Origin of the sequence: Kribbella pratensis, assembly GCF_004365355.1 — a bacterium.
In the GTDB taxonomy this organism is placed as follows: Bacteria; Actinomycetota; Actinomycetes; order Propionibacteriales; family Kribbellaceae; genus Kribbella.
On the sequence record NZ_SODP01000001.1, the window covers coordinates 100,002 to 126,863 of the forward strand.

Here is a 26,862-nt window from a genome sequence, read left to right on the forward strand (position 1 = left end):
TCCGAGGTGAAAGTCAGGGAGTGGTTCTGCGACGCTGCTCGTCCAAGGTCGACTGGATGAGCGAGCGGGCGGCCCAGGTCGAGACCCGGGTCTGGGCGTCCGGCTCGAGGCCGCGGAGGTCCTGGAGCACGATGAGCGCTTCCCAGCCGACAACCATCGCGATCCCGGAGACAAGCTGCTCGAACAGGTCGTCGTCCAACCCGGCCCGCAGCGGGTCGAGAGCCTGCTCGATCCACGCAATCCGCCGGTAGCCCCGCTTCGGCTGCACGCCGTCCGCTGTCGCACTGCCTGCAGTTGCACTGCGCGCAGTCGCGCCGCGCGCTGTCGCGCGGCCCTCGGGCGCACCGCCGGCAGCGGCGTCGTTGGTCGTATTGCCGGTGGTGGTATCGACGGCAGGCGCGTCGACGGTCAGCCGGATGAGCGAGCGGCCGAGCGGAAGTGAGGACGCGGTGGCGTCGCCGAGCGCGCGGATCATCGCGTCGACGCGTGCCGCAGCGTCGGCGCCTCCAGCGTCGTCGGTGTGCCGAGATGCATCGACCTGCCCGGGCGCATCGACCTGCCCCGATGCAGCGACCTGCCTGGAAGTATCGGCGTGTCTGGAGGCTGCCTCGATTGCGGCGTCGACGTCTGTTTGGGTGAGCAAGCCGATTGTTGCGTCGAGCAACAGTTGGTCCAGGGTGGGGAAGTACTGGTAGATCGTGCGGCGCGACACCTCGGCGGCTTCGGCGATCTCGTTGACCCCGGGCGCTATCTGCCCCTGGCGCAACAGCTCCGCGGCGGCGTTGACGATCGCGGCCCGGGTCCGGCGCCGCTGCCGGACCCGCCCGGACTCCGCTGCGGTGTCACTCACGAGTTCCTCGATTCCCCTTGACGTGCTCGACCGAGCATGAGTATACCTGAGTGCAGTCATTGCACACCAGTGCAATAAACGGGAGGAGTGGACATGAACCAGATGTCGGCCGAGCAGCGAATCGCACCGAAGGGGGAGCACCAGGTGGACGGACCGGTCACGTTGATGAATCGGTTCGCGGTGCGGCCCGAGCGGGACGAGGCGTTCCAGGCGCTGTGGACCGAGACCAGCAAGTACTTCATGGCGCAGCCGGGTTTCGTCTCGCTGCGTCTTCACCGGGTGGTCTCGTCCGACGCCGAGTACCGGTGGGTCAACGTCGCCAACTGGCGGTCGGAGGCGGACTTCCGGGCGGCGCACGGCACCGACGAGTTCCGTCGCGTCGTGACCCGGCCGGAGTGGGCCGAGTTCCCGAGCGCGCCACTCCTGTTCGAAGTCGTCACGGCAGTCGGGTAGAGCGCGGGTGGGGCATTAGTGTCGTCGTGTGAGCACCGAGGACGAGGCGGGTGGGGGCGAGAGCCTGCTGACAGTGCTGGTCGCACTGTCCGCGAACCTGTTGATCGCGGTCGCGAAGACGGTGGTCGCCGTGATTACCGGGTCGGCCTCGATGACGGCCGAGGCCGCGCATTCCTGGGCCGACACCGGTAACGAGATCTTCCTGCTGGTCGGGGAGCGGCGGGGGCAGAAACCGGCCGATCAGACCCACCCGCTCGGGTACGGGCGGGCCGGCTACATCTGGTCGATGTTCGCCGCCTTCGGCCTGTTCACGGTCGGCGCCGCTGTCTCGGTCTGGCACGGCATCCAGTCCCTGCAGCACGGCGAGGCGGACGGTACGTCGTACGGCTGGGCGTACGCCGTACTCGGGGTCTCGTTCGTGCTCGAGGGGATCTCGTTCACCCAGGCGATGCGGCAGACGAAGGCCGGTGCGCTGGCGCGGATGCTCAGACCGTGGCGGTACGTGCAGCTCACGTCGAACCCGGTCCTGCGGGCTGTGTTCGTCGAGGACCTGTCCGCGCTGATCGGCATCCTGATCGCCGCGCTGGCGATCCTCCTGCATCAGCTCACCGGCAACGCGGTCTGGGACGCGGTGGGCTCGATCGTGGTCGGCATCCTGCTCGGCGTGGTCGCGCTGTTCCTGATCAGCCGGAACATGGACTTCCTGACCGGCGAGGCGGTGACGCCGCTCGCGCGGAACAGAGTGCTTCGCGCGCTGCTCGAGCACAAGGACATCGAGCGGATCACGTTCCTGCACATGGAGTGGGTCGGGGCCGACCGCATCTTCCTGGTCGCCGCGGTCGACGTCACCGGTAACGAGTCCGAGTCCGAGGTCGCCGCTCGGCTGTACGCGATCGAGGACGCGCTCAACGCCCGCAAGGAGATCCAGCAGGCGATCCTCACGCTCTCCCGCCCGGGCGACTCCACCAGCCTCCAGCCGAGCCAGCTTCCGGACTGGTACGTCGATCCGGCCTAGGGCACGTTCGCGAGGAACCGCGAGCGGTCGACCACGACGCGTTCCAGCTCACCGTCCGCGATGAGCTGACCGGCCGAGTTCGTAGCGCGGACCCCGAAGAGCAAGTGGCGGCCATCCATGGACGGAGCGTCCACGGCGATGTCCACGGTGTCGCCGACGCGGGTGGGCAGCCGGTGGCGGATGCGAACCGCAGTACCGACCGATGTCTGGCCGGGTTCCAGCACGCGTAGGGCGAGTTGGGCGGTCGCGTGCTCGAGCCAGGTCAGCAGGCGCGGGGTGGCGAGGACCTCGACGTCCCCACTGCCGACGGCGAGCGCGGTGTCCGCGGGTGTCACTTCATGGCGCACGGCAAGCTGCCCCTTCTCGGCCCGTCGGCGGGTGTACGCTCCCGGCCGTGGAGCCCGTACACGTTGCAGTTTCTGCGTTGGCTGCATTGTTGCCGATCACGAATCCGATCGGGGCGCTGGCCGCCTTCGCGGGGCTCACGGAGGGCGTCGACAGCGCCGCGATGAGGCGCCAAGCGGTGATGACCGGGGTCTACGTGCTCGCGATCCTCGCCGTGTTCGCGCTGCTCGGCACGCTTGTCCTTGAAGGGCTCGGCATCGGCCTGCCCGCTCTGCAGATCGCTGGCGGCCTTGTGGTCGCGCACTCGGGCTTCGGGATGATCGTCTCCCGCGAGACCCTCACCGACGACGAGAAGACACACGGCGTGGCGAAACCCGATGTGTCGTTCTCGCCGATGGCGCTGCCGCTGATCGCGGGACCGGGCGCGATCGGTGTGGTGATCGCGCTGACCGCGCGGCACCCCGGGATCGCCGACCGGGTGAGCGTGATCATCGCGGGCGTCGTCGTGGCCGGTCTCGTCGCCGTCCTGCTGCGTTTCGGTACGCCGTTGGTCGACAAGCTCGGCCCGACGGGACTGGGCGCACTCACCCGGATCATCGGCTTCCTGACCCTGGCGATCGGCGTCGAACTCGTGACACACGGCGTACTCGCCGTGAAGTAATTGGCATCAGCATCGATTCCGGTGCGAGGTGGTCGTCTGATGATCGAGTACGAGCGCACTCAAGGCGATGTGGCACGTAGCTGGAACACCTGGGACACCCGCAGCGTGCTCACCCAGGTCCCGCTCCCGGAGGCGCTCGGTCTCCCCTTCGGATTGTTATCGCGGCACGTCGTTGCGTACGGCGCAGATCGGCCGCCGGACCGAGGGCGCCGAACGGCTTGTGCTGATGGGGTGGCGGGACCACTGGCACATCCACGAGAACTACTCGAGCGGCGTGTTCGTGCCGTTGGTGACGCCGATGTCTGAGCCCGGTGTGCCGGCTGCTGAGGCTACGGAGAAGTTGCTCGTGGCAATGGCTTCGGCCGGCGTACGCCGGTTGATGTCGCTCGGGATCGAGGTCAGCCAGGGTGACGAGCAGGGTCTGGCGGACGCCGTACGCGCCGGTGCTCACGGCATCACGCCAGGTATCGGCAACCTCGCGCCTGGGCTGGCACCGGAGATCGTTGCCCCGGGCGCCGATCTCGATCACCTGCAGGAGCTGTCCACTGCACAGCCGATGAGGTCCGCCACCTGACGGACCTCATCGCCCCACTGGAACAGCACCTGATCCCGCGGGCTACTTCGTCTTGAGCTTCAGCGATGACTTGCCCGATGGCTTGATCGTGTTGACGGGCGGGAGCTTCCAGGACTTGCTCTTGGCCAGGTCGGAGAGCTCGGCCGCGGACAGGATCGGGTTCTTCCTGGTGTGGGACTGGCCCTTCTCGGCCGGCCCGTTGTAGCTGGTGAGATTGATGTTGCGGCCGTCCTTGCGGAACAGCGTCACGTAGCGGCTGACGACGCCGTACTGCGCCTGGCGGCCGTCGGTGTACTCGGGGGAGACCGGCGAGACGTAGAGCACCGACCCGTCGGCCAGTGTGGTGCAGCCCGAACGGACGGGCACGCACGGGTTGCCCTCACCGCCGCCGGACACCATCACGTCGACACGGGCAGCCCCCTTGCCGTCGTCAACGACGTACGCCGCACCGGCGAAGTCCCCGCCGCCCCACGTCTCAGGCTGGCTCAGTTTGAGCCCACGGGCCGCCAGCAGCGACCGCAGCGTGGCGAGCGTCTCCTTCGGCGTCACCGACGCAGGCGGAGTCTTCGTGGACGACTTCACGGATGGCTTGGTCAGCGGAGCAGCTGTGCCGGCAACCCCAGCGTCCGCGGGGGAGCTGAGCAGCTGGATTCCGCCACCAATCAGCCCAGCAGTAGCCAGTACGGCACCAGCACCACTCGCAGTGAGCAACGCCGTACGACGCCTCCGCTGCCGCAGCCCTTGCGCGACGGACCGTTCCAGCAGGTCGGCAGTAACCGGCTCGAGGTTCTCGGTGGCCCGGTTCATCAGGTCAGTGAGTTGGGTGTTCATGTGTTCTCCTCGGTTCAGAGCGCGATCAGCTGGACGGCGTCGTCACCGAGAACCGCCCGGAGACGATTCAGGGCGCGAGCGGTGCGAGTGCTGATCGCACTGGCGTTCTTGCCAAGATCAAGCGCCACCTGCTCGACGCTGCGATCTTCGAAGAACCGCAGCACCAGCACAGCGCGATCCAACGGCGCCAGCTCGCCCAGTGCACTCTGCAACGCCAGACGTAGTTCGGGATCCCCAGCCCGCTCAACCACCTCAGGCACAACCTCAGTAGGCCGCTCGGACCAGCTCCGCCGACGCCGCTGAGACACATAAGTACGCACCAACGCGGTCCGCGCATAAGCCCCCGGACTGTCAACCCGATGCCAAGCCTTCAGCACGTTGGCCAGCGTGTCCTGCACCAGATCCTCGGCATGATGCCGATCCCCGCACAACAACCAGGCAGTCCGATACAACTGCGGTATCCGAGCCCGAGCGAACTCCTCAAACTCCTCGGTAGATCTCATCCACACCCTCTCGTCGATGCCCTCACCCCAAGAGACGCACCGACGGACCGGTCAGATCACACCCCGAGTCAGAACACTTTAGAGAGCACCCAAACAGCAAAGCCCAAGAAACCAACCACGAAGGTCACCAGCACCACGACCGCATACCCGAACCACATACTCCCGGAACCCTTCACCCCGGCATCCTCCCATCCCCCCAGCCGCGAGCCGACAACAAACCCAACCCACGCGGCGACCCGACAAGAAACCCAACCCCCGCAGCCGAGCCGACCAGCAAACCCAACCCACGCCGCCGAGCGAACCGCACAACCCAACCCCCGCTGGTGAGCGAACCACACAACCCAGCCACGGAGCCGAGCCGACAAGCAAACCCAACCCCCGCTGGTGAGCGAACCACACAACCCAGCCACGGAGCCGAGCGAAGCGAAGGCGCAAGGGGGTGCGGGTGGCGGAGCCCCCGCTTGCGGCAAGCGGAGCGCAGCCGCACAAAATGACGAAGCCGACCAAGCCTGCGCTTTCCGCAGGCATGGCCGGCCATCGGGTGAGTGACGGGACTCGAACCCGCGACCACCTGGACCACAACCAGGTGCTCTACCAGCTGAGCTACACCCACCATTGCCGTCCGAACCGCGACGGCTGAGCAATCATAGCGACGAACTGTCCGGAGCTGAAATCGAGGTGTCAGGAGCCGGTGGGGGTGTCCTGGATGGGTGCGGCGATGAGGCTGGCGGCGGCCCGGGCGGCGTTGGAGTCGGGTCCGGGCTGGGGCACGAACACGGTCTGCCGGTAGTACCGCAGTTCGTCGATGCTTTCGCTGATGTCGGCGAGGGCGCGGTGGTTGCCGTTCTTGGCCGGGGTCGCGTAGTACACGCGCGGGTACCACCGGCGTACCAGTTCTTTGATCGAGCTGACGTCGACGTTGCGGTAGTGCAGGTGCGACTCGACGCGGGGCATGTCGCGGACGAGGAAGGTCCGGTCGGTGCCGACGGAGTTGCCGGCGAGGGCGGCCTTGCGCGGCTCTTTCACGTACGACGTGATGTAGTCGAGCACCTGCTGTTCGGCGTCGGCGAGCGGGATGCCGTTGGCGAGCTCGTCGAGCAGCCCGGACGCGGTGTGCATGTCGCGGACGAAGTCGCCCATCTGCTCGAGCGCGGCCGGTGGTGGTGCGATCACCACGTCGATCCCGTCACCGAGCACGTTCAGTTCGTAATCGGTGACGACTACGGCGACCTCGATCAGGGCGTCTTCCGCCAGGTCGAGGCCGGTCATCTCGCAGTCGATCCACACCAGCCGGTCGTTCATGGGCACCCACCTTACGGTGAGCCGCCGACACTCCTGCGACGGCGTGCCCTGTCAGTGCCCTGTCAGTGCCCTGTCAGTGCCCTATCAGCGCGGCGCGTACCCCAGGTGGATGCTGCGGACGGATAGTACGGCGAGGTCGCGGCGGCGTCCGAGGAAGTACGGTCCGTCGGGGTCCAGCAACTGCTTCCAGACCGCGAGGTCCTCCGGATCGAGCCACTCCTGATCGGCGACAACGTGCCCATGCCCATGCCCGTGCCCGTGCCCCTCGCCGGTCATCCGCGCGATCCGCGTCTGGAAGCTCTGCACAACGCCGTCGAGCCGCTCCTGCGTCAGTGGTGCCGGCGTTTCGGTCAGCACGCTTCGCGTGGTTGCGTCGGTCAGCCCGGCCCGCGTCAGTGCTTCGGTCCAGCCGTATGGCATCGGCACCGACCCCGGCAGCGACTCCCGCATCACCTTGAACCACTTGTCCTGCGCCAGGTCCAGCCGCAGCTCCAGACCGGGTTCACCGACCCCGAGGTCCCACGGAAGGTACCGAGCAGGCAGTCCGCCCTCTGCGAGAGCCAGCCGCCCTCCCGGCGCAAGCAGCGACGCCAGCGCGTCGATAGCGGCCTGCTGGTCGGCAGCGTGGTGCACCGAGGCCGAGGCCCAGATCAGGTCGGCCGGCGCGTCGATTGCCCGGCGCAACGGCTCTGCCCCCTCGTCCATCGACGCCAGCTCACAGCGAACCAGTCCGCCGGTGTGCTCCCGCGCCTGCTCCAGTACGTCGGGATCCGCGTCGACAGCAACCACTGTCGCGCTGGGTAGCGCCTCAGCCAGCGCCTTGGCCATTCCTCCGCCACCGCAGCCGATGTCGGCCATGACCTTGTCGCCGTCCCGTACCAGACTGCGGGCCACTGCCGCGTTCCAGTCGCCTTCGCCCTCGGCGGACGCCCGCAGTCGCCCGGCCTCCTCAGCCCAATCGATCTCGATCATGGCGACAGTCTGGTCCTATAAGGGGCGCAGTGCGGCGCATGTTGCCGGACCGGCAAGTGGCGCTACCGTGGCGCGATGATCGCAACGGACCGCCTGACGATGCTGCCGCTCAAGGTCGAGTACGCCGGAGCGATGGCGAAGGTCCTTGCCGACCCGAGCCTGTACACGTTCACCGGTGGCGAGCCGCCGACCGTCGAGGCCCTGGAAGCTCGCTACGCCCGGCAGCTCGAAGGTCCGGGCCGTGAGGACGAGCAGTGGCTCAACTGGGTGATCCAGCACGACGGCGACCTGATCGGCTACGTGCAGGCGACGATCACGGGCGGTACGGCGGAGATCGCGTGGGTCATCGGCACCGCGTGGCAGGGCCGGGGTTATGCGAAGGAGGCAGCCCAGGGACTCGTCACCTGGCTGCGAGCGCAGAATGTCGACCGGATCATCGCGCACGTCCATCCGGATCACACTGCATCGGCCGCTGTGGCAGCGGCTGTAGGTCTCACGCGCACCGACGTGGTCGAGGACGGCGAGTACCTGTGGAGCACTTCACGGCAGGCCCGGTGACCCGGGCCTGCCGTCAAGCATTTCAGATCGGGCGAACGTTCTCCGCCTGCAGGCCCTTCGGGCCCTGAGCGATCTCGAACTCGACCTTCTGGTTCTCGTCCAGCGAGCGGAAGCCCTGCGTCTGGATCGCCGAGTAGTGGACGAACACGTCAGCGCCGCCGTCCTCCTGGGAGATGAAGCCGAAGCCCTTCTCGCCGTTGAACCACTTCACTGTTCCCAAAGCCATGATTTTCTCCTGATACGACAAAACGCCCGGCGGATCACAAATCCGCGGGCGCTTCGAAACGAACGTGGAACTGCAAAACATCAACCGGAGAAACCCTAGCACGCTGAATGAGTTCTCAGCCATCCCTGACCGCGGCGCGCGTCGTACGAGTCCGGCGTACCGGACCAGACCTCCGTGCAACCGGAGGTGCCGCACTCGCACGCGAACGGGTACGGCGGCAGCTCGGCCAGCCCGATGCCCGCCTGCCACAGCCGCCCCTGCCGGCACGCTGCCAGGTTCTCGTACCGTCGCTGACGCGACAGTTCCTCACCAGCCTCCAGCCGTGGCAGCGGACCAAGTGCCGCCTCCACAGCGGCCGAGATAGCCGACCAGTCCGGCGTGGCCGGAACCTCGATGACGGTCCGTCCGTACTCCGCAGCCTCGCGCCGTACCCGATCTGCCAGTACGGCGTCCCGCGCCAGCAGGCTCTCCAACCGGGCCCGACCAGCCGGATCGTCCACCCGGGCCAGCCGCTCCTCACGCGCATGCCGGGTCTGCTCCGCGTCCGGCACCAACCACACTGCCGCCGCGACGTCGTCACCCATCGACGGGAAGAGCTGTGGCCCCTCCACCAGCGCAGGTACGTCGCCCAGCGCGCGCTCCCGCACATCCTCGGCCACCAGCTCCAGCCGCAACCGCGCGATCCGTACGAAGGCATCAGCGGCGTACTCCGGACCCTCGGCCAGGTCCTCCGCGAGGGGCCGGACCGGCGGCATCCGGTCCAGATGCGCGTAGGTCCACAGGTCGATCGGGTGCAGCGGCAGGTCACCCCGCCGAGCCAGCTCCCGAGCAATCGTCGACTTCCCCGCGCCTGGGGCACCGCCGATCCAAACCATCACCCGGCCATCCTGCCAAGAGCAGGGTCAACGCACGTACGTCGCCAGCGAGGCGGCGCCGGCCGGTACGACCGACTCGAGCCGCAGGTGCAATGGGTGGTCGGACGGTCCGAACATCTTCTCTCCGCTGCCGACCACCGACGGCAGAGTCATCAGCCGGTACTCGTCGACCAGGTCCGCAGCCTGCAGCGCGCGGATCACGCTCACGCTGCCGGTGACCGCGATCGTCCGCGGCTCGGACCGTACGTAGTCGGCCAGTGAACCCTTCATCAGCGTCGAGTTGGGGAAGGCCGACAGGTCGGTCAGCGTGTGCGACGCCACAACCTTGGCCATCTTGTTCATCCGGGTGGAGAACTCGTCGGTCCGGTTCGGCCAGAGTTTGCTGAACAGTTGCCAAGTGTTCTTGCCGAGCAGCAGCACGCCGGTGTCCATCAGCTCACCGAGCCGGAACTTGTCTCCGCCGTGCGTCTCCGGACCGTGCCGGAACGCCCAGCCGCCGGCCGGCGTGCCGCCGGAGCCGTCGGGGTCGGTGACGATGCCGTCGAGGCTGACGAATCCGGTGACGATGACGTGGCCCATGGTTCCTGCTCCTTCGGTCGAGTGATTCCACCCGTACTTACTGCCGGGCCGGCCCCGATTCATCGCTTGCCACAGAACCCTTTTGGCGAGCGCTTGCCGCGAAGTGTGATCTTGACCGCATTCACGGCCCGGCCTACTGTATGCCGTATACAAAACCCGGAAGGCAGGGACCCCTATGAGAGTTGCGGTTCTCGGCGCCGGCGCGATCGGTGCGTACGTCGGTGCGGCGCTGCACCGTGGCGGGACCGAGGTCCACCTGGTGGCTCGCGGCGCGCATCTGGAAGCGATCCGCTCGCACGGCGTACAGGTGCTCAGTCCACGCGGTGACTTCGAGGCCAGGACACCGGCCACCGACGATCCGGCCGAGATCGGTCCGGTCGACTATGTCTTTCTCGGGCTCAAGGCGAACTCGTACGCGAGCGCCGGCCCGCTGCTCCAGCCGCTCCTGCACGACCGCACGGTCGTCGTGGCCGCGCAGAACGGCATCCCCTGGTGGTACTTCCACGGCCTGAAAGGACCGTACGAAGGTCGCCGGATCGAGTCGGTCGACCCAGGCGGCTCGGTCACCCGGGTCCTCGACCTCGATCGGGCGATCGGCTGCGTGGTCTATTGCTCCACCGAGCTGGCCGGTCCAGGCGTCGTACAGCATTTGGAAGGCACCCGCTTCTCGATTGGTGAGCCCGCGGGCGGACCGTCGCTGCGGTGTGAAGAGTTCAGTACGGCGATGATCGCGGGCGGACTGAAGTGCCCGGTCGAGGCGGACATCCGCAACGACATCTGGATCAAGCTGCTCGGTAACGCGGCGTTCAACCCGATCAGCGCGCTCGCCCGGGCGACGATGGTGGAGATCGCGACGCACCAGGGCACACGGCAGATGGTGCGGATGATGATGGAGGAGTCGCTGGAGATCGCGGGCGCCCTCGGCTGTCACCCGGACATCTCCGTCGACAAGCGCCTCGACGGAGCCGAACGCGTCGGTGAGCACAAGACGTCGATGCTCCAGGACCTCGAGAAGGACAAGCCGCTCGAGCTCGACGTCATCCTCGCCGCGGTCGTCGAACTCGCCGACCTCACCGGCGTCAAGGCGCCCACACTCCGCGCCGTGCACGCCGTAGCGGACCTGCTGGCCACCAAGGTCGGCGTTTGAGCAGTACCAATGGCCAGGTGGGTCCGGCTACAGCGACGTCGGACCCACCTGTTCCAGTCAGAGCTCCAGCGGGCCGAGTGAAGGCCTGGCGACGAAGTGGGCCACCGGATCGAGCATGACGTCGAGCTCGAGTACGACGAGCTCGTTGCGGCCGGGGCGAAGCAGAGGACCCGGTACGTACAGGGTCTGCTGTGGGCCGCGGCGCCAGTAGCGGCCGAGGTTGAAGCCGTTGACCCAGGCGAATCCCTTGCCCCAAGCAACGGTCGACAGGAAGTGATCCACCGGGGTCTCGACGTTGAAGGAGGCTCGCCAGGCGGTGGGACCGACACCGGGAGCATCGGCCGACGGACCTACGGAGTCCCACAGGTCAGGGACGGCGTCGAGATCGATCACGCACGCGGACCACTCGGTCAGCTCTACCCCGTCGAGCCGAACCGGACCGATCAAACCTTTGGGCTCACCGATCCGCTGTCCGTAGTTCACCCGGCCCTGGTCCTCGACCAGGATCTCCAGGCGCCCGCCGCGCGGCAGCATCAGTGCACGGTCGTGCCGCTCCCGGTCGAGCACTCCGACGGGAGCACCGTCCAGGAACACATACGCCCGGTCCCGCACCTCACCGACTGTCAGCAGCACCGGGTCCCCAGCCGACACCTCGGTCCGGAACAGCACCAGCCGCGCGTCCAGCGCATCCAGCGTCGGCATGTCGGAGTGCTCGCTCCACACACCCCATGGATCAGCCAGCAACCGGAGTGGTGAGCCGAGTGCCGCAGACGTCTCCGGTGCGGCCGTTCCCGACGCCGGGACATCGTCGGGAACGGTCGCGTACCGGGAGATCACCTCTCGAAACGCGTGGTACTTCAGCGTCGGATGCCCAGCCTCGTCCAGCGGAGCGTCATAGTCGTACGACGTGATGGTCGGACGGTAGACACCCTTGTCGTTGGCCCCACTGGTCAGTCCGAAGTTCGTACCGCCGTGCAGCATGTAGATGTTCACCGAAGCGCCTGCCGCGAGCAGTGCGTCGAGTTCGGCCGCTGCCTCGGCGACGCTGGTCGTGTGGTGTGGTCCTCCCCAGTGATCGAACCACCCGTCCCAGAACTCCATACACATCAGCGGTCCGGTCGGCTGGTGTCTCCGCAGCGTCTCCAGGCGTTCGGCGACCCGCGATCCGAACGATCCGGTCCGCAGTACGCCGTCCAGCCCGCCGGCCGCGAGCATCGCGTCGACGGGCTGGTCCACGGTCACCAGCGGCACGGTGATCCCCGCGCTGCGGATGATCTCGGCCACGGCCTTCAGGTACGTCGGGTCGTCGCCGAACGCGCCGTACTCGTTCTCCACCTGCACCATCAGCACCGGCCCGCCCGCGGAGACCTGCAACGGCTCCACGATGCGCAGTACGTCGAACAGGTACTCCTGCACCGCGGCCATGAACCGGGGTTCGTACCGGCGGACCCCCAGGCCCGGCTCCCGGAAGAGCCAGGCCGGGAGACCGCCGTTGTCCCACTCCGCGCAGATGTACGGGCCGGGGCGGACGATCGCGTACAGGCCGGCGGCGGCCACCTCCCGCAGGAAACGCTCGAGGTCGAGCATCCCGGCGGTGTCGAAGGTGCCCGGCCGCGGGCTGTGCGCGTTCCACGGCACGTACGTCTCGATGGTGTTGAGCCCCATCAGGCGGGCCTTCTCGATCCGGTCGGCCCAGCTGTCCGGGTGCACGCGGAAGTAGTGCAGTGCCCCGGACAGGATCCGGAAGGGCCGGCCGTCGAGGAGGAAGTCGGACTCACCAATCTCAAGCACGGTCACAGGGCCTCCCGACCTGGACTGAGGAGCGCAGGGAGCGGAGCGACCGGAGCGACGAGGGAAGGTCGGGAGTCGCAGCCCTGTGACCCGCCGAGCGGTAGCGAGGCATTCAACACTGTGTCAGCCGTTGACCTGGAAGCCCTGCTGGTTGCCATACGTCACAAGGGCATCCTGCCAGGACTTCAGTCCGGCGTTCAGGTCGGACTTCGACTGGTACGCCTTGCCCACGGTGTCGCCGTAGATGCTGTTCGCGTACAGCTCGTAGGGCAGGTAGCTCCAGCCCTTCACGACGTTGTCGGCCGCACCGGTCAGGACCTGGTTGATCTTCTGGCCACCGAAGTACGCACTGGCCTTGTCCACGAACGCAGGGTCCTTCAGGTCCTTCGTGGTTGCCGGGAAACCACCGCTGGCGAGGAACGGCTTCACGCCCTCGTCGTGGTTCAGCCACCGGACGAACGCCGCGGCCAGCGCCGGGTTCTTGCTCTGCTTGAGCACGGACTCGGTGCTACCGCCGTTCTCCGCGGTCGCCGGCTGGCCGTCGTACGTCGGCATCGGGGCGACCCGCCACTTGCCCGCGCCGGCCTTCACCGAGGACTCCATCACGCCGGGCATCCACGCTCCGGTCGGCAGCGTCGCGATCGTGCCGTCGCCGAGCGCCTTGAACCACTCGTCGGTCCAGCCGGGGATCTGCGACACCAGACCGCCCTCGACGAGGTTGTTCCAGGTGCCGGTCCACTTCTTCGAACCGTCGTCGGCCAGGTTGATGCTGATGTTCTTGCCGTCCGTCTTGAACGGCTGGCCGCCGGCTTGCCAGATCATGCTGGTGGTGAAGCCCGCGTCACCGGAGTCGTTGGTGATGTACGCCTTGGGGTTCGCGGCGTGCAGCTTCTTCCCGGCGGCGACGTACTCGTCCCAGGTCTTCGGTACGGCGATGCCGTACTTGTCGAAGACCTCCTTGTTGTAGAACAGCGCCATCGGGCCGGAGTCCTGCGGCAGACCGTACAGGCCACTGCCCGCGTGCACTGCCGCCCAGGTGGAGGCGGTGTACGCCGACTCGTACTGGCTGAAGCCGTACTGGTTCAGATCGGCCAGCGAACCGGGCAGGGCGAACTGGGGGAGTGCCTGGTACTCGATCTGGGCCACGTCCGGTGCGCCGGAGCCGGCCTTGATCGCGTTCTGCAGCTTCGTGTAGTGGTCGTTGCCGGTGCCGGCGTTGACGTAGTTCACCTTGACGTTCGGGTACTGCGCCATGAACGCCTTGACCTGGGCCTCCGCCGACGGCGTCCAGCTCCAGTACGTGATCTCGCCGCCGGCCTTGAGCGCCGCGTCGACGGCGTCGGCCGAGCCCGTCGTCGCACTGCCGCTACTGCTGTCGGTCTTGGAGCCGCCGCCACACGCGGCCACCACGGCGAGCGCCGTGAGCGCGGCTCCGGCGACCACCAGCCGCCGGAATCGAGGTGAACGCGGCCGATGTACCTTCATCTTGTTGCCTTTCACTTGACGGAGCCCGCGGACAGGCCGGACTGCCAGAACCGCTGGAGCAGAAGGAAGGCGATCACCAGAGGCACGATGGTCAGCAACGACCCCGTGATCACCAGGTTGTAGATGGGGCGGGCCCCGACGCCGGTCGCTTGGTTGCTCCACTGGGTGAGCCCGACCGTGAGCGGGTACAGGTTGGGTTTGCTGAGCATGATCAGCGGCAGGAAGTAGTTGTTCCAGGTCGACACCACCGCGAACAACAGCGTCGTCACGATGCCCGGGGCAAGCAATCGCAAGGCCATGGTGAAGAACGTCCGGACCTCACCGGCGCCGTCGATCCGCGCCGCCTCGAGCAGCTCATGAGGTACGGCGTCGGTCGCGTACACCCACATCAGGTACAGCCCGAACGGGCTCACCAGCGACGGGATGATGATCGCCCACACGGTGTTCGTCAGTCCGAGGTTGGAGAACATCAGGAACGTCGGCACGGCGAGCGCCGTACCGGGGACTGCGACCGCTCCGAGCAGTACGGCGAAGACCGCGCGACGGCCGGCAAACTTGTACTTCGCGAGTCCGTAGCCGGCCGCTGTTGCGAGCAGCGTCGCGCCGCCGGCGCCGACGACCACGTAAAGAACAGTGTTGCCGAGCCAGCGCAGGAAGATGCCGTCGTTGTAGGTCAGCGTCTGTTTGATGTTGCTGAAGAACGCGAAACTCTTGCCGAACCACAGGCCCGGCGTCGACAGCAGGTCGTCCTGCGTCTTCGTTGCGCTCAGCAACAACCAGAGCAGCGGGACGAGCGTGTAGATCAGGTACAGCACCATCGCGCCGGTCAGCAGCTTCGAGCGCTTCCTACGCAAGGGAGAGGTCAGGGTACTCACAGGGACTCCCGGGATCCGCGGAGCTGGACGATGTACGCGATGATCGCGGTGATGACGCCCATCACGATCGCGATCGTGGCCGAGTAGTTGAACTGCTGGCCGGCGAAGGACAGGTTGTAGGCGTACATGTTCGGCGTGTAGTACGTCGTGATCACGTTCGGCGCGAGCGTGCGCAGGATGTTCGGCTCGTTGAACAGCTGGAAGCTGCCGATGATCGAGAAGATCGTCGCGATCACGATCGCCCCGCGCAGCGCCGGCAGCTTGACCGCGCGGATCGTCCGGAACGTGCCGGCCCCGTCGATCGCCGCCGCCTCGTACAGCTCGCCAGGTACTGTGCGCAGCGCCGAGTAGAAGATCAGCATGTTGTAGCCGACGAACTCCCAGGTGACGATGTTGGCGATCGACGGCAGCATCCAGCGCGCGCTGAGCGGCTGGATCGCGGTCGTGCCGAACAGGTCGTTGAGGTTCGCGGCCAGCCCGAAGTTGTCGCCGTAGATGTAGCCCCACATCAGGACCGCGACGACGCCCGGTACGGCGTACGGCAGGAAGATCACGATCCGGAAGAAGCCGGACGCGTGCAACCGCGCGCTGTCGATCGCGAGCGCGGCGAGGAGGGCGAGGATCAGCATGATCGGCACCTGTACCACCAGGAACGCCGCGACCCGGCCGAACGCCTCCCAGAACTTCGGGTCCCGCAGCGCCTCGGTGTAGTTGTCGATCCCGACGAACACCTTGCCGCCGAAGAAGGCCTGGTTGCGGTACAGGCTGAGATAGATCGCGTACCCGATCGGGGCCAGGAACGTCAGCGCGAAGACCGCCAGGAACGGGCCGACGAAGATCCATCCCTTGCCGTCCTGCGACGCTCGCCGCCGGTTCCGGCCGGTCGCGGAGACAGGCCGTACTTGCCGGGCCGACTCGTGGGCCATGGACTCTGCCATGTCCGTCGACCTCCTTTCGCCCTCACGACGCCCCCGGTCGCGCGGCGACGCGCGAATGTTGACGTCAACATCGACGCGGCGACGGTAACGTGTTTACGTCAACATGTCTACACTGCGGACACGACCGAGGAGGTGGGGATGTCAGCGGAGGAATCACCGGGGAAGCGGCGGCGGGGCCCGTCGATGGCTGACGTCGCCCGGCTGGCCGGCGTGTCAGGGCAGACCGTCTCGAGGGTCGCGAACGATCGGCACAACGTCGACGCGGAGACCCGCGACCGGGTCCGGGCCGCGATGAACCAGCTCGGGTACCGGCCGAACAGTGCGGCTCGCGCGCTGCGCAACGGCGAGTACCGCAGCATCGGCGTGATCGTCTTCGAACTCCACAGCTTCGGTACGACGCGCACGCTCGACGCGATCGCCACCGCCGCGACGATCCGCGGGTACTCGATCAACCTCGTCCCCGTGCTCGACGTGACCCAGAGCGCGGTGACGAACGCGTTCGGGCGGCTGGGGGAGCAGGCTGTCGACGGCGTGATCATCCTGATCGAGGCGCACACGCTGGACGCGGCCGGCGTACGGCTCCCGGAGGGACTGTCGGTCGTGGTGGTCGACTCGAGCGCCCACTACGACTATCCGATCGTCGACACCGATCAGCGACAGGGTGCGCGGCTCGCGACGGAGCATCTGCTCGACCTGGGGCACAAGACGGTGTGGCATCTCGGTGGTCCGCCGACCTCGTTCGCCGCGGATCGGCGTCGGCGCTCGTGGGAACAGACGCTGATCGACCACGGGCGCGAGGTGCCGCCGGTGTACGACGGGGACTGGTCGGCGACCTCCGGGTACGAAGCCGGCTGTCGGCTTGCGGAAGACGATCAGGTGACGGCGGTCTTCGTCGCCAACGACCAGATGGCTCTCGGTCTGCTGCGTGCGCTGTACGAGCGGGGTCTTGCGGTGCCGGACGACGTCAGCGTGGTCGGCTTCGACGACATGGAAGAGGCGGCCCATTTCTGGCCGCCTCTCACCACCGTCCGTCAGACCTTCGCCGAGGTCGGCCGGCAAAGCGTCGACGCGCTGATCGCCGAGATCCACTCCGGCGAACACCACAAGGTGCCCGTCGCGGTCCCGACCGAGCTCGTCATCCGCAAGAGCACTGCCCCGCCCTCAAACCGCAACTAACACCGAACGCATCAGGTCCGCGGTCTCGGTGGGGGTCTTGCCGACGCGCACACCGGCGGCTTCGAGCGCTTCTTGTTTTGCTGCCGCCGTACCGGAGGAGCCGGAGACGATCGCGCCGGCGTGGCCCATGGTCTTGCCCTCCGGCGCGGTGAAGCCCGCGACGTACCCGACGACCGGCTTGGTCACGTTCTCCTTGATGAACGCGGCCGCCCGCTCCTCGGCGTCGCCGCCGATCTCACCGATCATCACGATCGCGTCGGTGTCCGGGTCGTCCTGGAACGCCTGCAGCGCGTCGATGTGCGTGGTCCCGATGATCGGGTCGCCGCCGATCCCGATCGCGGTCGAGAACCCGAAGTCCCGCAGCTCGTACATCATCTGGTACGTCAAGGTGCCGGACTTGCTGACCAGACCGATCCGGCCAGGTCCCGCGATGTCAGCGGGAATGATCCCCGCGTTCGCGCGCCCCGGGCTGATGATCCCCGGGCAGTTCGGGCCGATCACCCGCGTCCCGTGGGCTCGCGCGTGCGCGAAGAACGCCGCGGTGTCCTGCACCGGCACGCCTTCCGTGATCACCACGACCAGCGGTACGCCGGCATCGACCGCCTCGATCACGGCGCCCTTGGTGAAACGCGGCGGCACGAACACCACCGACGCGTCCGCGTCCGTCGCCTTCACCGCGTCGGCGCACGATCCGTAGACGGGGATCGACCGCTTCGCGAAGTCGATCGACAGGCCGCCCTTGCCGGGGGTCACGCCGCCGACGATGTCGGTGCCGGCGGCAAGCATCCGGCTGGTGTGCTTCTGTCCCTCGGATCCGGTCATTCCCTGCACCACGACCCGGCTCTTCTCGGTCAGGAAGATCGCCATCTCTACCGTCCCTTCCCGGCGGCGAGTTCGGCTGCTCGCGCCGCCGCGCCGTCCATCGTCTCCACCACGGTCACCAGCGGATGGTTGGCCTGGGCAAGGATCTTGCGACCTTCCTCGACGTTGTTGCCGTCCAGGCGCACGACCAGCGGCTTGTCGGCTTGGTCGCCGAGCAGCTCGAGTGCCTGCATGATGCCGTTCGAGACCGCGTCGCAGGCGGTGATTCCGCCGAACACGTTCACGAACACGCTGCGGACCTGCCGGTCGGACAGGATGATCCCTAATCCGTTCGCCATGACTTCGGCTGAAGCGCCACCGCCGATGTCGAGGAAGTTCGCCGGCTTCACGCCGTACCGCGAACCGGCGTACGCGACCACGTCGAGCGTGGACATGACCAGGCCGGCGCCGTTCCCGATGATGCCGACCGAGCCGTCGAGTTTGACGTAGTTCAGGCCCTTCTCGAGCGCGGCGGCCTCGAGCGGATCGGCTGAGGCGTGATCCTCGAAGACTGCATGGTCGGCGTGCCGGTACGCCGCGTTGTCGTCGAGCGTCACCTTGCCGTCGAGCGCCTCGAGCGAACCGTCGCCCAACTTCACCAGCGGATTCACCTCGACCAGCGACGCGTCCTCCGCGACGAACACGTCCCACAACTTCCGTACGACGTCCTGTGCGCCGACCGGGAATCCGGCGGCCGCGACGATCTCTGCCGCCTTCGCGTCGTCGACGCCGACCGCCGGATCGATCGACACCTTCGCGATCGCAGCCGGGTTGGTGTGCGCGACCACCTCGATCTCCACACCACCCTCGGTGCTTGCGATGCACAGGTACTCGCGGTTGGCGCGGTCGATCACGAACGAGAAGTAGTACTCGTCGGCGATGTCCGCCGCGGGGGCGAGCAGCACGCGGTGCACGGTGTGCCCCTTGATGTCCATCCCGAGGATCTCGCCCGCCTTCGCCACCGCGTCCTCGGGTGTCGCGGCAAGCTTCACGCCGCCGGCCTTGCCGCGGCCGCCGGTCTTCACCTGGGCCTTCACCACCACCCGGCCGCCGAGCTCCGCGGCCGCCTCCGCCGCCTCGGCCGGATCCTCGATCACCCGGCCGAGCGTCACCGGGACGCCGTGCCGGGCGAAGAGTTCCTTGGCTTGGTACTCCATCAGGTCCACGTCAGCCTCCTTGAAGGTCTTCGGACGACTGTATGCGGTATGCAATCTAGTCACAAGAGCCGGTTGCAACGCGCCAGGTCTGGACAGCTCCGGCGCAGGGGAGTACCACAGACTTCATACGGTATGCAGTAGTCATTGCGCCCCCGGCCTGGACTGAGGAGCGCAGGGAGCGAAGCGACCGGAGCGACGAGGGAAGGCCGGGAGTCCAGGCGCAATGACGACCGCGCCGCAGGCGCGGCATTCAACTGAGTCAGGAGGCGATATGAATCACGTGATACCCACGCCCCGGGATGTGCGTGACGTCTACGGCCGGCGGTACCGGATCGGCGAGGATGCCCGTGAGTTGACCGGGCACTCGCGCCGCTGGCAGCTCTGGGCGGCCTTGGCGTGCATGGTCGCGATCAGCCCCTTGCAGTACTCCTTCGGCACCGCCGCGCTCGGCCTCGACCGCGGCTGGGGTGCGACGCAAACCCTGTGGCTGCTGGCGATCTTCGTCGCCTGCCAGGCGCTGGTCGCCATCCCCGCCGCCTGGATCCAGCGGGTACGCCGGGCCACGCCGACACAGCTCGTTGTCCTCGGCGGTGTGCTGGCCTCGATCGGTCTCGCAGCACTGGCCCACGCGCACAGCTATGTCGCCGCTGTCGTCGGCTACGCGCTCCTCGGCGGCATCGGTGCAGGTCTCGTGTACTCCGCCTGCATCACGACGTCGGCGCGCTGGTTCCCGGACCGGCGTACCGCGACGATCGGTTTCGTGACCGGTGGCTTCGCCGTCGGCGCCGTACCGAGTATCGCCCTGCTGGCGATCTTCGAGTCGAGTCAACGGATCGTCTTCGATGTGACCGCGCTGGTCGCGCTGCTGATCGTGGTCGTCGCGGGCGGTCTGCTGAAGGATCCGCCGAGGTACTGGTGGCCCGCAGACCTCGACGCCCAGGCATGGGCGGTCGACCGGAAACTGAACCGCAGCATCCCGAACAACGCGCCCGCCGTCCGGCACTACCGTCCGGCGGAGGCGATGAGGACCGGCGCGCTGCCGATGATGTGGTTGCTACTAGCAATCAGTACGGCGCTGTCGCTGCTCGGCATCGCCTTCGTCGCGAGCTACGCGGTGATGTCCGACTTCGGTCTCGCGATCGCGGGTGCGGCCGCCGGAATGCTCGCCGCCGTCAACGGCCTCGGACGGTCGTCGGCGGGTCATCTGTCTGATCGGTTCGGCCGTCGCCGAGTGCTGGCCGCCGTACTGATGATCGAAGGCTTCGCGCACGTCGGTCTCGTGATCGCCGGCAGTGGTTGGGCCTTCGTCGTCTGCGCGATGTTCGCCGGGCTGGGCGGTGGTGCGTTCTACGCGATCATGGCCAACCTGGTCCTCGAGTTCTTCGGCGAGAACAGCCTCCTGCAGAACCAGGCGATCCTGTACTCCGCGAAGGCTGCCGGCGGCCTGATCGGCATCGGTGTCGCCGCCTCGCTGATCGCGACCGTCGGCTACCGCCCGCTGTTCCTTGGCGCCGGACTGCTCGGCCTGCTGACCGCGCTGAGCGTGCGTCTCCTCAAACAGCCGGGCAGGCCTGCGCTTTCGATCCGGCAGCAGCTCGGCACGCCGGTGGCGGGCGAATGAGCGGATACGGAGTGGCCCATCGGTCGGATCCGTGCCTAATGGAGCTTGTGTCCCGCCTGGCGCGAGAGCCCTGGACGGACCGTCCTGCGTGCGTACATCCGGTGCTTAGTGCGGTGGCACGCGCCGTCCATGACCACAGCAGCTCGGCAGGTCGCCGCGAGCTGATGCCGCTCGCGCCTCTGTTTCTCCACACCGCCCGCCCCGGCTTTGAGTCGTCTGGCCGGCTGGTAGCACTGTGCGTGTCCACCGCACTGGCCGGCGGCGAACTCGCAGGAGATGAGCGGCGGCGTCTAGGTGCGGCGCATCAGACCGCGCTGCACCTGCTGGCCACGACGGAGAGGACGCCGCCGGTCACGGAGAAAGGCCCTGGTGGAGCCGCTCGGTTCTGGCTGCCGGCCCTGGGCCGTTGGAGTGAGCCGTTCTACCGAACCTTCGTAGCCCCTGAACAAGCAGCCGAAGCGGTAGCGGTCACCGCCAGGACTGCGAACGACGTACGGCTGAAGAGTCTGCTCAAGCTGTGCCTCGCGGCTCAAGGCGCCGTACGACCCAATCCCTCCTGCTCGGCGTCGGCCCAGAAGTCCGGGTCGTAGTCGCCGTCAGGGATCGCCACGAGCTCACCCCGGTGCGGCGCGCGGACCTGCTGCTCGAGCCGGCGGAGGTCCGCCGTACATCGCTCCAGATCGTCCAGCAACCGCAGGACGTCGAGGTGCGGACCGATCCGATTCCTCAACGCCATAAGGGATTTCTCCAGCGCGAGGAGTGCGGCACGGGTCCGTTCGAGTTCCTCGGAAATGGTCATCTCGGCCTCCTCGACGCGAACTCTGGACAACCGCCATCGCGTGGGATAAGACTACGACTACACCATACGGTATGCAATCTACATTCAAGCCGACGAACGAAGTTCGGCCCCTTCCGAGGAGAGGACTGCAGATGGCGCAGACAGTGTCGGAGACCCAGCCCGTCGCCGAAGTGAAGGAGCCGGAGACCATCTCAGGCGGTCACCTGGTCGCCAAGGCGTTGAAGGCCGAGGGGATCGACGTGATCTTCACGCTCTGCGGCGGTCACATCATCGATATCTACGACGGCTGCGTGGACGAGGGCATCGCCGTGGTGGACGTACGGCATGAGCAGGTCGCCGCGCATGCCGCGGACGGCTACGCACGAGTGACGGGCAAGCCGGGATGCGCGGTCGTCACCGCCGGCCCGGGTACGACGGACGCGGTCACCGGCGTCGCGAACGCGTTCCGCGCCGAGAGCCCGATGCTGCTGATCGGTGGTCAGGGCGCGCTCAACCAGCACAAGATGGGGTCCCTGCAGGACCTGCCGCACGTCGACATGATGACGCCGATCACCAAGTTCGCCGCGACCGTGCCGCACACCGCGCGCGCCGCCGACATGGTGTCGATGGCGTTCCGCGAGTGCTACAACGGTGCACCCGGCCCGTCGTTCCTGGAGATCCCGCGCGACATCCTGGACAACTCGGTCCCGGTTGACTCCGCGACGGTCCCCGAGGCCGGCCGCTACCGCGCGTCGACGAAGAGCATCGGCGACCCGGCAAGCATCGAGGCGCTGGCCGATCTGCTGGTGCGGGCCGAGAAGCCCGTCGTACTGCTCGGCACCCAGGTGTGGACCGCCCGCGGCAGCGACGCGGCAACCGCGTTCGTACGGACCCTCGACGTACCGGCCTTCATGAACGGCGCCGCCCGCGGCACGCTGCCTCCCGGCGACCCGCACCATTTCCACCTGTCCCGTCGGTACGGGTTCAACAGCGCCGACCTGATCCTGATCGTCGGGACGCCGTTCGACTTCCGGATGGGGTACGGGCGTCGCCTCCCGAAGAGTGCGACCGTCGTACAGATCGACATGGACTACCGCACCGTCGGCAAGAACCGCGACATCGATCTCGGCCTCGTCGGCGACCCGGGCGCGATCCTCTCCGCGGTCACCCAGGCCGCATCGGGCCGCCTGCACAAGACGGATCGCAAGGCCTGGTTCGCGGAGCTGCGCGCCGAGGAGGACGCGGCGTACCAGAAGCGGCTGCCGCGCCAGCTGTCCGACGCGAACCCGATCCACCCGCTCCGGCTGGCGCACGAGATCAACGAGTTCCTGACCGAGGACTCGATCTACATCGGTGACGGCGGCGACATCGTGACGTTCTCCGGTGGCGTCGTCCAGCCCAAGTCACCCGGCCACTGGATGGACCCGGGACCGCTGGGCACGCTCGGCGTCGGCATCCCGTTCGTGCTCGCGGCGAAGTACGCGCGACCGGACAAGGAAGTCGTCGCGCTGTTCGGCGACGGCGCTTTCTCCTTGACCGGTTGGGACTTCGAGACGCTGGTGCGCTTCAACCTCCCGTTCGTCGGTGTCGTCGGCAACAACTCTTCGATGAACCAGATCCGCTACGGCCAGGAAGCGAAGTACGGCCATGACCGCGGCCGGATCGGCAACACCCTCGGCGACGTGAAGTACGACGAATTCGCCCGGATGCTCGGCGGGTACGGCGAAGAGGTCCGCGACCCGAAGGACATCGGGCCGGCCATGCAGCGGGCCCGCGAGTCCGGACTGCCGTCGCTGATCAACGTCTGGGTCGACCCAGACGCGTATGCCCCCGGAACCATGAACCAGACCATGTACAAGTAAAGGGGACCCGTCATGACCAAGGCCCTCGAAGGTGTCCGCGTTCTCGACATGACGCACGTGCAGTCCGGACCGTCCTGCACCCAGATCCTTGCCTGGCTCGGCGCCGACGTGATCAAGCTCGAGGCACCGACCGGCGACATCACCCGCCAGCAGCTGCGCGACCTCCCCGACGTCGACAGCCTCTACTTCACGATGCTCAACTGCAACAAGCGCAGCATCACGCTGAACATGAAGTCCGACCGGGGCAAGGAGATCTTCACCGACCTGGTGAAGAACTCCGACATCCTGGTGGAGAACTTCGCCCCGGGCGCGATCGACCGGATGGGCTTCACCTGGGAGCGACTGCAACTGCTGAACCCGGGCCTGATCTTCGCGTCGATCAAGGGCTTCGGCCCGGGCCGCTACGAGAACTTCAAAGCCTACGAGGTGGTCGCCCAGGCGATGGGCGGCGCGATGAGCACGACGGGGTTCGAGGACGGACCGCCCACCGCGACCGGTGCGCAGATCGGCGACTCCGGCACCGGCATCCACCTGGTCGCCGGCATCCTTGCCGCGCTGTTCCAGCGGACCCACACCGGCAAGGGCCAGCGGGTGACCGTGGCCATGCAGGAGGCCGTGCTCAACCTGACCCGGGTGAAACTCCGTGACCAGCAGCGGCTCGCGCACGGACCGCTGAAGGAGTACCCGAACGACAACTTCGGCGACGAGGTGCCGCGCTCGGGAAATGCGTCGGGCGGCGGCCAACCCGGCTGGGCTCTGAGGTGCGCGCCGGGTGGGCCGAACGACTACATCTACGTGATCGTCCAGCCGCCCGGCTGGGCTCCGATCGCCAACCTGATCGGCAAGCCCGAGCTCGCCGAGGATCCCGACTGGGCGACGCCGGCCGCGCGGCTGGACAAGCTCGACAAGATGTTCGCGCTGATCGAGCAGTGGACCGAGCAGCACACGAAGTTCGAGGTGATGGACAAGCTCAACGCGCTGAACGTGCCGTGCGGGCCGATCATGTCCACCGCGGAGCTGATCGCCGACGAGACCCTCGCCGACCTGGGCGCGGTGGTCGAGGTGGAGCACCCGCAGCGCGGCACGTTCAAGACCGTCGGCTGCCCGATCAAGCTGTCCGACTCCCCGGTCGAGGTGCAGACCTCACCCGGTCTGGGCGAGCACAACTCTGCCATCTACAGCTCGCTCGGGATCGACACGGCCGAACTCTCCGAGCTCAAAGCCGCCGGCGTCATCTGAATGGAGATTCCCGCAATGACCTATGACAAGGCAGCAGTCCGGGCCATCCTCGACCAGGCTCTGGCGGACGGCCGTACGTCGCTGAGCGCGCCCGAGGCCAAGCAGGTCGCCGACGCGTACGGCATCCCGACGCCGGGCGAGGGACTGGCCACGACTGCCGAGGGAGCCGCCGGTCTCGCCGCCGAGATCGGGTTCCCCGTCGTACTGAAGATCGTCTCGCCGGACATCTTGCACAAGACCGAGGCCGGCGGTGTGGTGGTCGGCGTGGACAGCGCGGACGCGGCGCGGGATGCGTTCGACAAGATCCTCGCCAATGCGCGCGCCTACCGGGCCGACGCGGCGATCACCGGCGTACAGGTCCAGAAGATGCTGGTCACCGGCGGTGACGTGCAGGAGGTCATCGTCGGCGCGGTCACCGACCCGACGTTCGGCAAGGTGGTCGCCTTCGGGTTGGGCGGCGTACTCGTCGAGGTGCTGAAGGACGTGACCTTCCGGCTTGCTCCGCTGACGGCCGGCGAAGCGCGGGCGATGGTCGACGGGATCGGCGCGCACGAGATGCTCGAGGGTGTTCGCGGTGCGCAGCCGGTCGACAAGGAGGCCGTCGGGGAGCTGATCAAGCGGCTGTCGGACCTCGTCACGGACTTCCCGCAGTTCGCCGAGGTGGATCTCAACCCGGTGCTGGCCGGGCCCGACGGCGCCACCGCGGTGGACTTCCGGATCATCGTCGACGCCGAGGCCGGCAAGCCGGTCGAGCGGTTCAGCCAGGAGGAGATCCTGACCGCGATGACGCGGATCATGCGGCCGCGCGCGGTGGCCGTGATCGGGGCGTCCAACGAGGACGGCAAGATCGGCAACTCGGTGATGAAGAACCTGGTCAACGGCGGGTACGCCGGGGACATCTACCCGGTCAACCCGAAGGGCGGCGAGGTTCTCGCGCTGAAGGCGTTCCCGTCGATCCTCGACGTACCGGGTGACGTGGATGTCGCGGTGTTCGCCGTACCGGCCAAGTTCGTCGCCGGGGCGCTCGAGCAGTGCGGGCAGAAGGGGGTCGCGGGCGCGATCCTGATCCCGTCCGGGTTCGCCGAGACCGGTGAGCAGGAGCTCCAGGACGAGGTCGTCGCGATCGCCCGTGAACACAATGTCCGAATTCTCGGACCGAACATCTACGGCTACTACTATCTGCCCGAGAGTCTGTGCGCGACGTTCTGTACGCCGTACGACGTCCGCGGATCCGTTGCCCTGTCGTCGCAGTCGGGCGGGATCGGGATGGCGATCCTCGGCTTCAGCCGGTCCAGCCGGATGGGAGTCTCGGCGATCGTTGGGGTAGGCAACAAGGCCGACATCGACGAGGATGACCTCCTGACCTTCTTCGAGAGCGATGACAACACCAACCTGATCGCCATGCATCTTGAGGACCTGAAGGACGGCCGGGCGTTCGCCGAGACGGCGGCCCGGGTGTCCAAGAAGAAGCCGGTCGTCGTGCTGAAGGCCGGCCGGACGTCCATGGGCGCGCGGGCGGCCAGCTCGCACACCGGCGCCCTGGCCGGCGACGACAAGGTGTACGACGACATCCTGGGCCAGAGCGGGGTGGTGCGGGCGCCCGGGCTGAACGAGATGCTCCAGTACGCCCGCGGGATCCCGCTGCTGCCGACGCCGAAGGGCGAGAACGTCGTCATCATCACCGGCGCGGGCGGTTCCGGCGTACTGCTGTCGGACGCCTGTGTCGACAACGGGCTCACGCTGATGGACATCCCGGCCGATCTGGACGCGGCGTTCCGCAAGTTCATCCCGCCGTTCGGTGCCGCCGGAAACCCTGTGGACATCACGGGTGGCGAGCCGCCGTCGACGTACCGCAACACCGTCGCGCTCGGCCTGTCCGACGAGCGCATCCACGCCCTGATCCTGGGCTACTGGCACACGATCGTGACGCCGCCGATGGTGTTCGCGAAGCTGGTCGCCGAGGTGGTCGAGGAATTCCGGGCCAAAGGCATCGACAAGCCGGTGGTGGCCTCACTGTCCGGCGACGTCGAGGTCGAGGAAGCGTCGCAGTACCTGTTCGACCACGGTGTGGTCGCCTACCCGTACACCACCGAGACCCCCGTCCAGGTCCTCGGTGCGAAATACCGCTGGGCCCGTAACGCAGGGCCGCTCGGCTGATTGGAGGAAGGAGTCGCGGGGGAGCGTTCAT

General features: G+C 67.5%; 27 protein-coding genes and 1 tRNA gene. 11 read left to right on the plus strand and 17 right to left on the minus strand.

What is annotated here, in order from left to right; genetic code table 11:
* Positions 1-13 precede the first annotated feature (13 nt).
* Positions 14-850 (minus strand): helix-turn-helix domain-containing protein, encoded by an 837-nt coding sequence (locus EV653_RS00390; RefSeq protein WP_166679251.1) that lies wholly within the window; start codon positions 848-850, stop codon positions 14-16.
* Positions 851-943: 93 nt separating this feature from the next.
* Between EV653_RS00390 and EV653_RS00395 the strand changes: the two genes are divergently transcribed.
* Together EV653_RS00395 and EV653_RS00400 are read left to right on the plus strand one after the other, a co-directional pair.
* Positions 944-1,303 carry an antibiotic biosynthesis monooxygenase family protein gene (locus EV653_RS00395; protein WP_134096821.1) on the plus strand — a complete coding sequence of 120 codons (360 nt, stop codon included), beginning with the start codon at positions 944-946 and terminating at the stop codon, positions 1,301-1,303.
* 28 nt (positions 1,304-1,331) lie between these two features.
* Positions 1,332-2,318, plus strand: a complete 987-nt coding sequence (locus tag EV653_RS00400; RefSeq protein WP_202871435.1) for a cation diffusion facilitator family transporter — start codon at positions 1,332-1,334, stop codon at positions 2,316-2,318.
* Here the strand turns inward: EV653_RS00400 and EV653_RS41925 are convergent.
* Positions 2,315-2,665 carry a thioesterase family protein gene (locus EV653_RS41925; protein ID WP_134096823.1) on the minus strand — a complete coding sequence of 117 codons (351 nt, stop codon included), beginning with the start codon at positions 2,663-2,665 and terminating at the stop codon, positions 2,315-2,317. The genes EV653_RS00400 and EV653_RS41925 overlap by 4 nt on opposite strands.
* A 47-nt stretch (positions 2,666-2,712) precedes the next feature.
* On the opposite strand from EV653_RS41925, the gene EV653_RS00410 reads away from it, so the two are divergent.
* Both EV653_RS00410 and EV653_RS00415 read left to right on the plus strand, forming a co-directional pair.
* A complete protein-coding gene (locus EV653_RS00410; RefSeq protein WP_134096825.1) occupies positions 2,713-3,324 on the plus strand; it encodes a MarC family protein in 612 nt (203 codons plus the stop codon).
* 172 nt (positions 3,325-3,496) lie between these two features.
* Positions 3,497-3,898: a hypothetical protein gene (locus EV653_RS00415; protein WP_134096827.1), complete on the plus strand. Its 402-nt coding sequence runs from the start codon at positions 3,497-3,499 to the stop codon at positions 3,896-3,898.
* A gap of 42 nt (positions 3,899-3,940) precedes the next feature.
* Here the strand turns inward: EV653_RS00415 and EV653_RS00420 are convergent, their stop codons facing one another.
* The 5 genes from EV653_RS00420 to EV653_RS00440 all read right to left on the minus strand — a co-directional run bounded on the left by EV653_RS00420 (position 3,941) and on the right by EV653_RS00440 (position 7,506).
* Positions 3,941-4,729, minus strand: a complete 789-nt coding sequence (locus tag EV653_RS00420) for a hypothetical protein (protein WP_134096829.1) — start codon at positions 4,727-4,729, stop codon at positions 3,941-3,943.
* A gap of 14 nt (positions 4,730-4,743) precedes the next feature.
* Entirely contained in the window at positions 4,744-5,232 is a 489-nt protein-coding gene (locus EV653_RS00425; protein WP_134096831.1) for a SigE family RNA polymerase sigma factor, read from the minus strand.
* Between the two features lie 540 nt (positions 5,233-5,772).
* Positions 5,773-5,845: transfer RNA gene (locus EV653_RS00430), tRNA-His, on the minus strand.
* A 68-nt stretch (positions 5,846-5,913) separates the two neighbouring features.
* Positions 5,914-6,534, minus strand: a complete 621-nt coding sequence (gene orn / locus EV653_RS00435; RefSeq protein ID WP_134096833.1) for an oligoribonuclease — start codon at positions 6,532-6,534, stop codon at positions 5,914-5,916.
* A gap of 84 nt (positions 6,535-6,618) precedes the next feature.
* Positions 6,619-7,506 carry a class I SAM-dependent methyltransferase gene (locus tag EV653_RS00440; protein WP_134096835.1) on the minus strand — a complete coding sequence of 296 codons (888 nt, stop codon included), beginning with the start codon at positions 7,504-7,506 and terminating at the stop codon, positions 6,619-6,621.
* 75 nt (positions 7,507-7,581) lie between these two features.
* Here EV653_RS00440 and EV653_RS00445 point away from each other — a divergent pair, with 75 nt between their 5' ends.
* Positions 7,582-8,064 carry a GNAT family N-acetyltransferase gene (locus EV653_RS00445; protein ID WP_134096837.1) on the plus strand — a complete coding sequence of 161 codons (483 nt, stop codon included), beginning with the start codon at positions 7,582-7,584 and terminating at the stop codon, positions 8,062-8,064.
* A 22-nt stretch (positions 8,065-8,086) separates the two neighbouring features.
* Here EV653_RS00445 and EV653_RS00450 read toward each other — a convergent pair whose 3' ends face one another.
* From EV653_RS00450 to EV653_RS00460, 3 genes are all read right to left on the minus strand, one after another.
* Positions 8,087-8,290: a cold-shock protein gene (locus EV653_RS00450; RefSeq protein WP_134096839.1), complete on the minus strand. Its 204-nt coding sequence runs from the start codon at positions 8,288-8,290 to the stop codon at positions 8,087-8,089.
* A 95-nt stretch (positions 8,291-8,385) separates the two neighbouring features.
* Complete coding sequence (locus EV653_RS00455; RefSeq protein WP_134103716.1) at positions 8,386-9,165, minus strand: hypothetical protein; 780 nt, start codon at positions 9,163-9,165, stop codon at positions 8,386-8,388.
* Positions 9,166-9,192: 27 nt separating this feature from the next.
* Positions 9,193-9,744 carry a dihydrofolate reductase family protein gene (locus EV653_RS00460; protein WP_134096841.1) on the minus strand — a complete coding sequence of 184 codons (552 nt, stop codon included), beginning with the start codon at positions 9,742-9,744 and terminating at the stop codon, positions 9,193-9,195.
* 175 nt (positions 9,745-9,919) lie between these two features.
* Here EV653_RS00460 and EV653_RS00465 point away from each other — a divergent pair, with 175 nt between their 5' ends.
* Positions 9,920-10,891, plus strand: a complete 972-nt coding sequence (locus tag EV653_RS00465; RefSeq protein WP_134096843.1) for a 2-dehydropantoate 2-reductase — start codon at positions 9,920-9,922, stop codon at positions 10,889-10,891.
* A gap of 57 nt (positions 10,892-10,948) precedes the next feature.
* Here the strand turns inward: EV653_RS00465 and EV653_RS00470 are convergent, their stop codons facing one another.
* From EV653_RS00470 to EV653_RS00485, 4 genes are all read right to left on the minus strand, one after another.
* The gene (locus EV653_RS00470; RefSeq protein WP_134096845.1) at positions 10,949-12,688 is read right to left on the minus strand and encodes a glycoside hydrolase family 35 protein; all 1,740 of its coding nucleotides are present in this window, start codon (positions 12,686-12,688) and stop codon (positions 10,949-10,951) included.
* Positions 12,689-12,805: 117 nt separating this feature from the next.
* A complete protein-coding gene (locus EV653_RS00475; RefSeq protein ID WP_134096847.1) occupies positions 12,806-14,167 on the minus strand; it encodes an ABC transporter substrate-binding protein in 1,362 nt (453 codons plus the stop codon).
* An 11-nt stretch (positions 14,168-14,178) separates the two neighbouring features.
* Positions 14,179-15,021, minus strand: coding sequence for a carbohydrate ABC transporter permease (locus EV653_RS00480; RefSeq protein ID WP_238159477.1), 843 nt, complete (start codon positions 15,019-15,021; stop codon positions 14,179-14,181).
* 17 nt (positions 15,022-15,038) lie between these two features.
* Positions 15,039-15,980 (minus strand): carbohydrate ABC transporter permease, encoded by a 942-nt coding sequence (locus EV653_RS00485; protein ID WP_238159478.1) that lies wholly within the window; start codon positions 15,978-15,980, stop codon positions 15,039-15,041.
* Between the two features lie 138 nt (positions 15,981-16,118).
* Between EV653_RS00485 and EV653_RS00490 the strand changes: the two genes are divergently transcribed.
* The gene (locus tag EV653_RS00490) at positions 16,119-17,156 is read left to right on the plus strand and encodes a LacI family DNA-binding transcriptional regulator (RefSeq protein WP_134096849.1); all 1,038 of its coding nucleotides are present in this window, start codon (positions 16,119-16,121) and stop codon (positions 17,154-17,156) included.
* Here EV653_RS00490 and sucD read toward each other — a convergent pair.
* Together sucD and sucC are read right to left on the minus strand one after the other, a co-directional pair.
* On the minus strand, positions 17,142-18,023 hold the full coding sequence (sucD, locus tag EV653_RS00495; RefSeq protein WP_134096851.1) for a succinate--CoA ligase subunit alpha: 882 nt from the start codon (positions 18,021-18,023) through the stop codon (positions 17,142-17,144). The two genes, EV653_RS00490 and sucD, sit on opposite strands and share 15 nt — an antisense overlap.
* Before the next feature lie 2 nt (positions 18,024-18,025).
* Entirely contained in the window at positions 18,026-19,183 is a 1,158-nt protein-coding gene (sucC, locus tag EV653_RS00500) for an ADP-forming succinate--CoA ligase subunit beta (RefSeq protein ID WP_134096853.1), read from the minus strand.
* 262 nt (positions 19,184-19,445) lie between these two features.
* On the opposite strand from sucC, the gene EV653_RS00505 reads away from it, so the two are divergent.
* A complete protein-coding gene (locus tag EV653_RS00505) occupies positions 19,446-20,795 on the plus strand; it encodes an MFS transporter (RefSeq protein WP_238159479.1) in 1,350 nt (449 codons plus the stop codon).
* 529 nt (positions 20,796-21,324) lie between these two features.
* Here EV653_RS00505 and EV653_RS00510 read toward each other — a convergent pair.
* Complete coding sequence (locus tag EV653_RS00510) at positions 21,325-21,594, minus strand: hypothetical protein (protein ID WP_134096855.1); 270 nt, start codon at positions 21,592-21,594, stop codon at positions 21,325-21,327.
* Between the two features lie 131 nt (positions 21,595-21,725).
* Here EV653_RS00510 and EV653_RS00515 point away from each other — a divergent pair, with 131 nt between their 5' ends.
* Genes EV653_RS00515 through EV653_RS00525 form a run of 3 tightly spaced genes read left to right on the plus strand, consistent with a single transcriptional unit; the run spans position 21,726 to position 26,831 of the window.
* Complete coding sequence (locus EV653_RS00515) at positions 21,726-23,435, plus strand: thiamine pyrophosphate-binding protein (protein ID WP_134096857.1); 1,710 nt, start codon at positions 21,726-21,728, stop codon at positions 23,433-23,435.
* Positions 23,436-23,447: 12 nt separating this feature from the next.
* Positions 23,448-24,674 (plus strand): formyl-CoA transferase, encoded by a 1,227-nt coding sequence (frc, locus tag EV653_RS00520; protein WP_134096859.1) that lies wholly within the window; start codon positions 23,448-23,450, stop codon positions 24,672-24,674.
* 15 nt (positions 24,675-24,689) lie between these two features.
* Positions 24,690-26,831, plus strand: a complete 2,142-nt coding sequence (locus tag EV653_RS00525) for an acetate--CoA ligase family protein (RefSeq protein WP_134096861.1) — start codon at positions 24,690-24,692, stop codon at positions 26,829-26,831.
* Positions 26,832-26,862 lie beyond the last annotated feature (31 nt).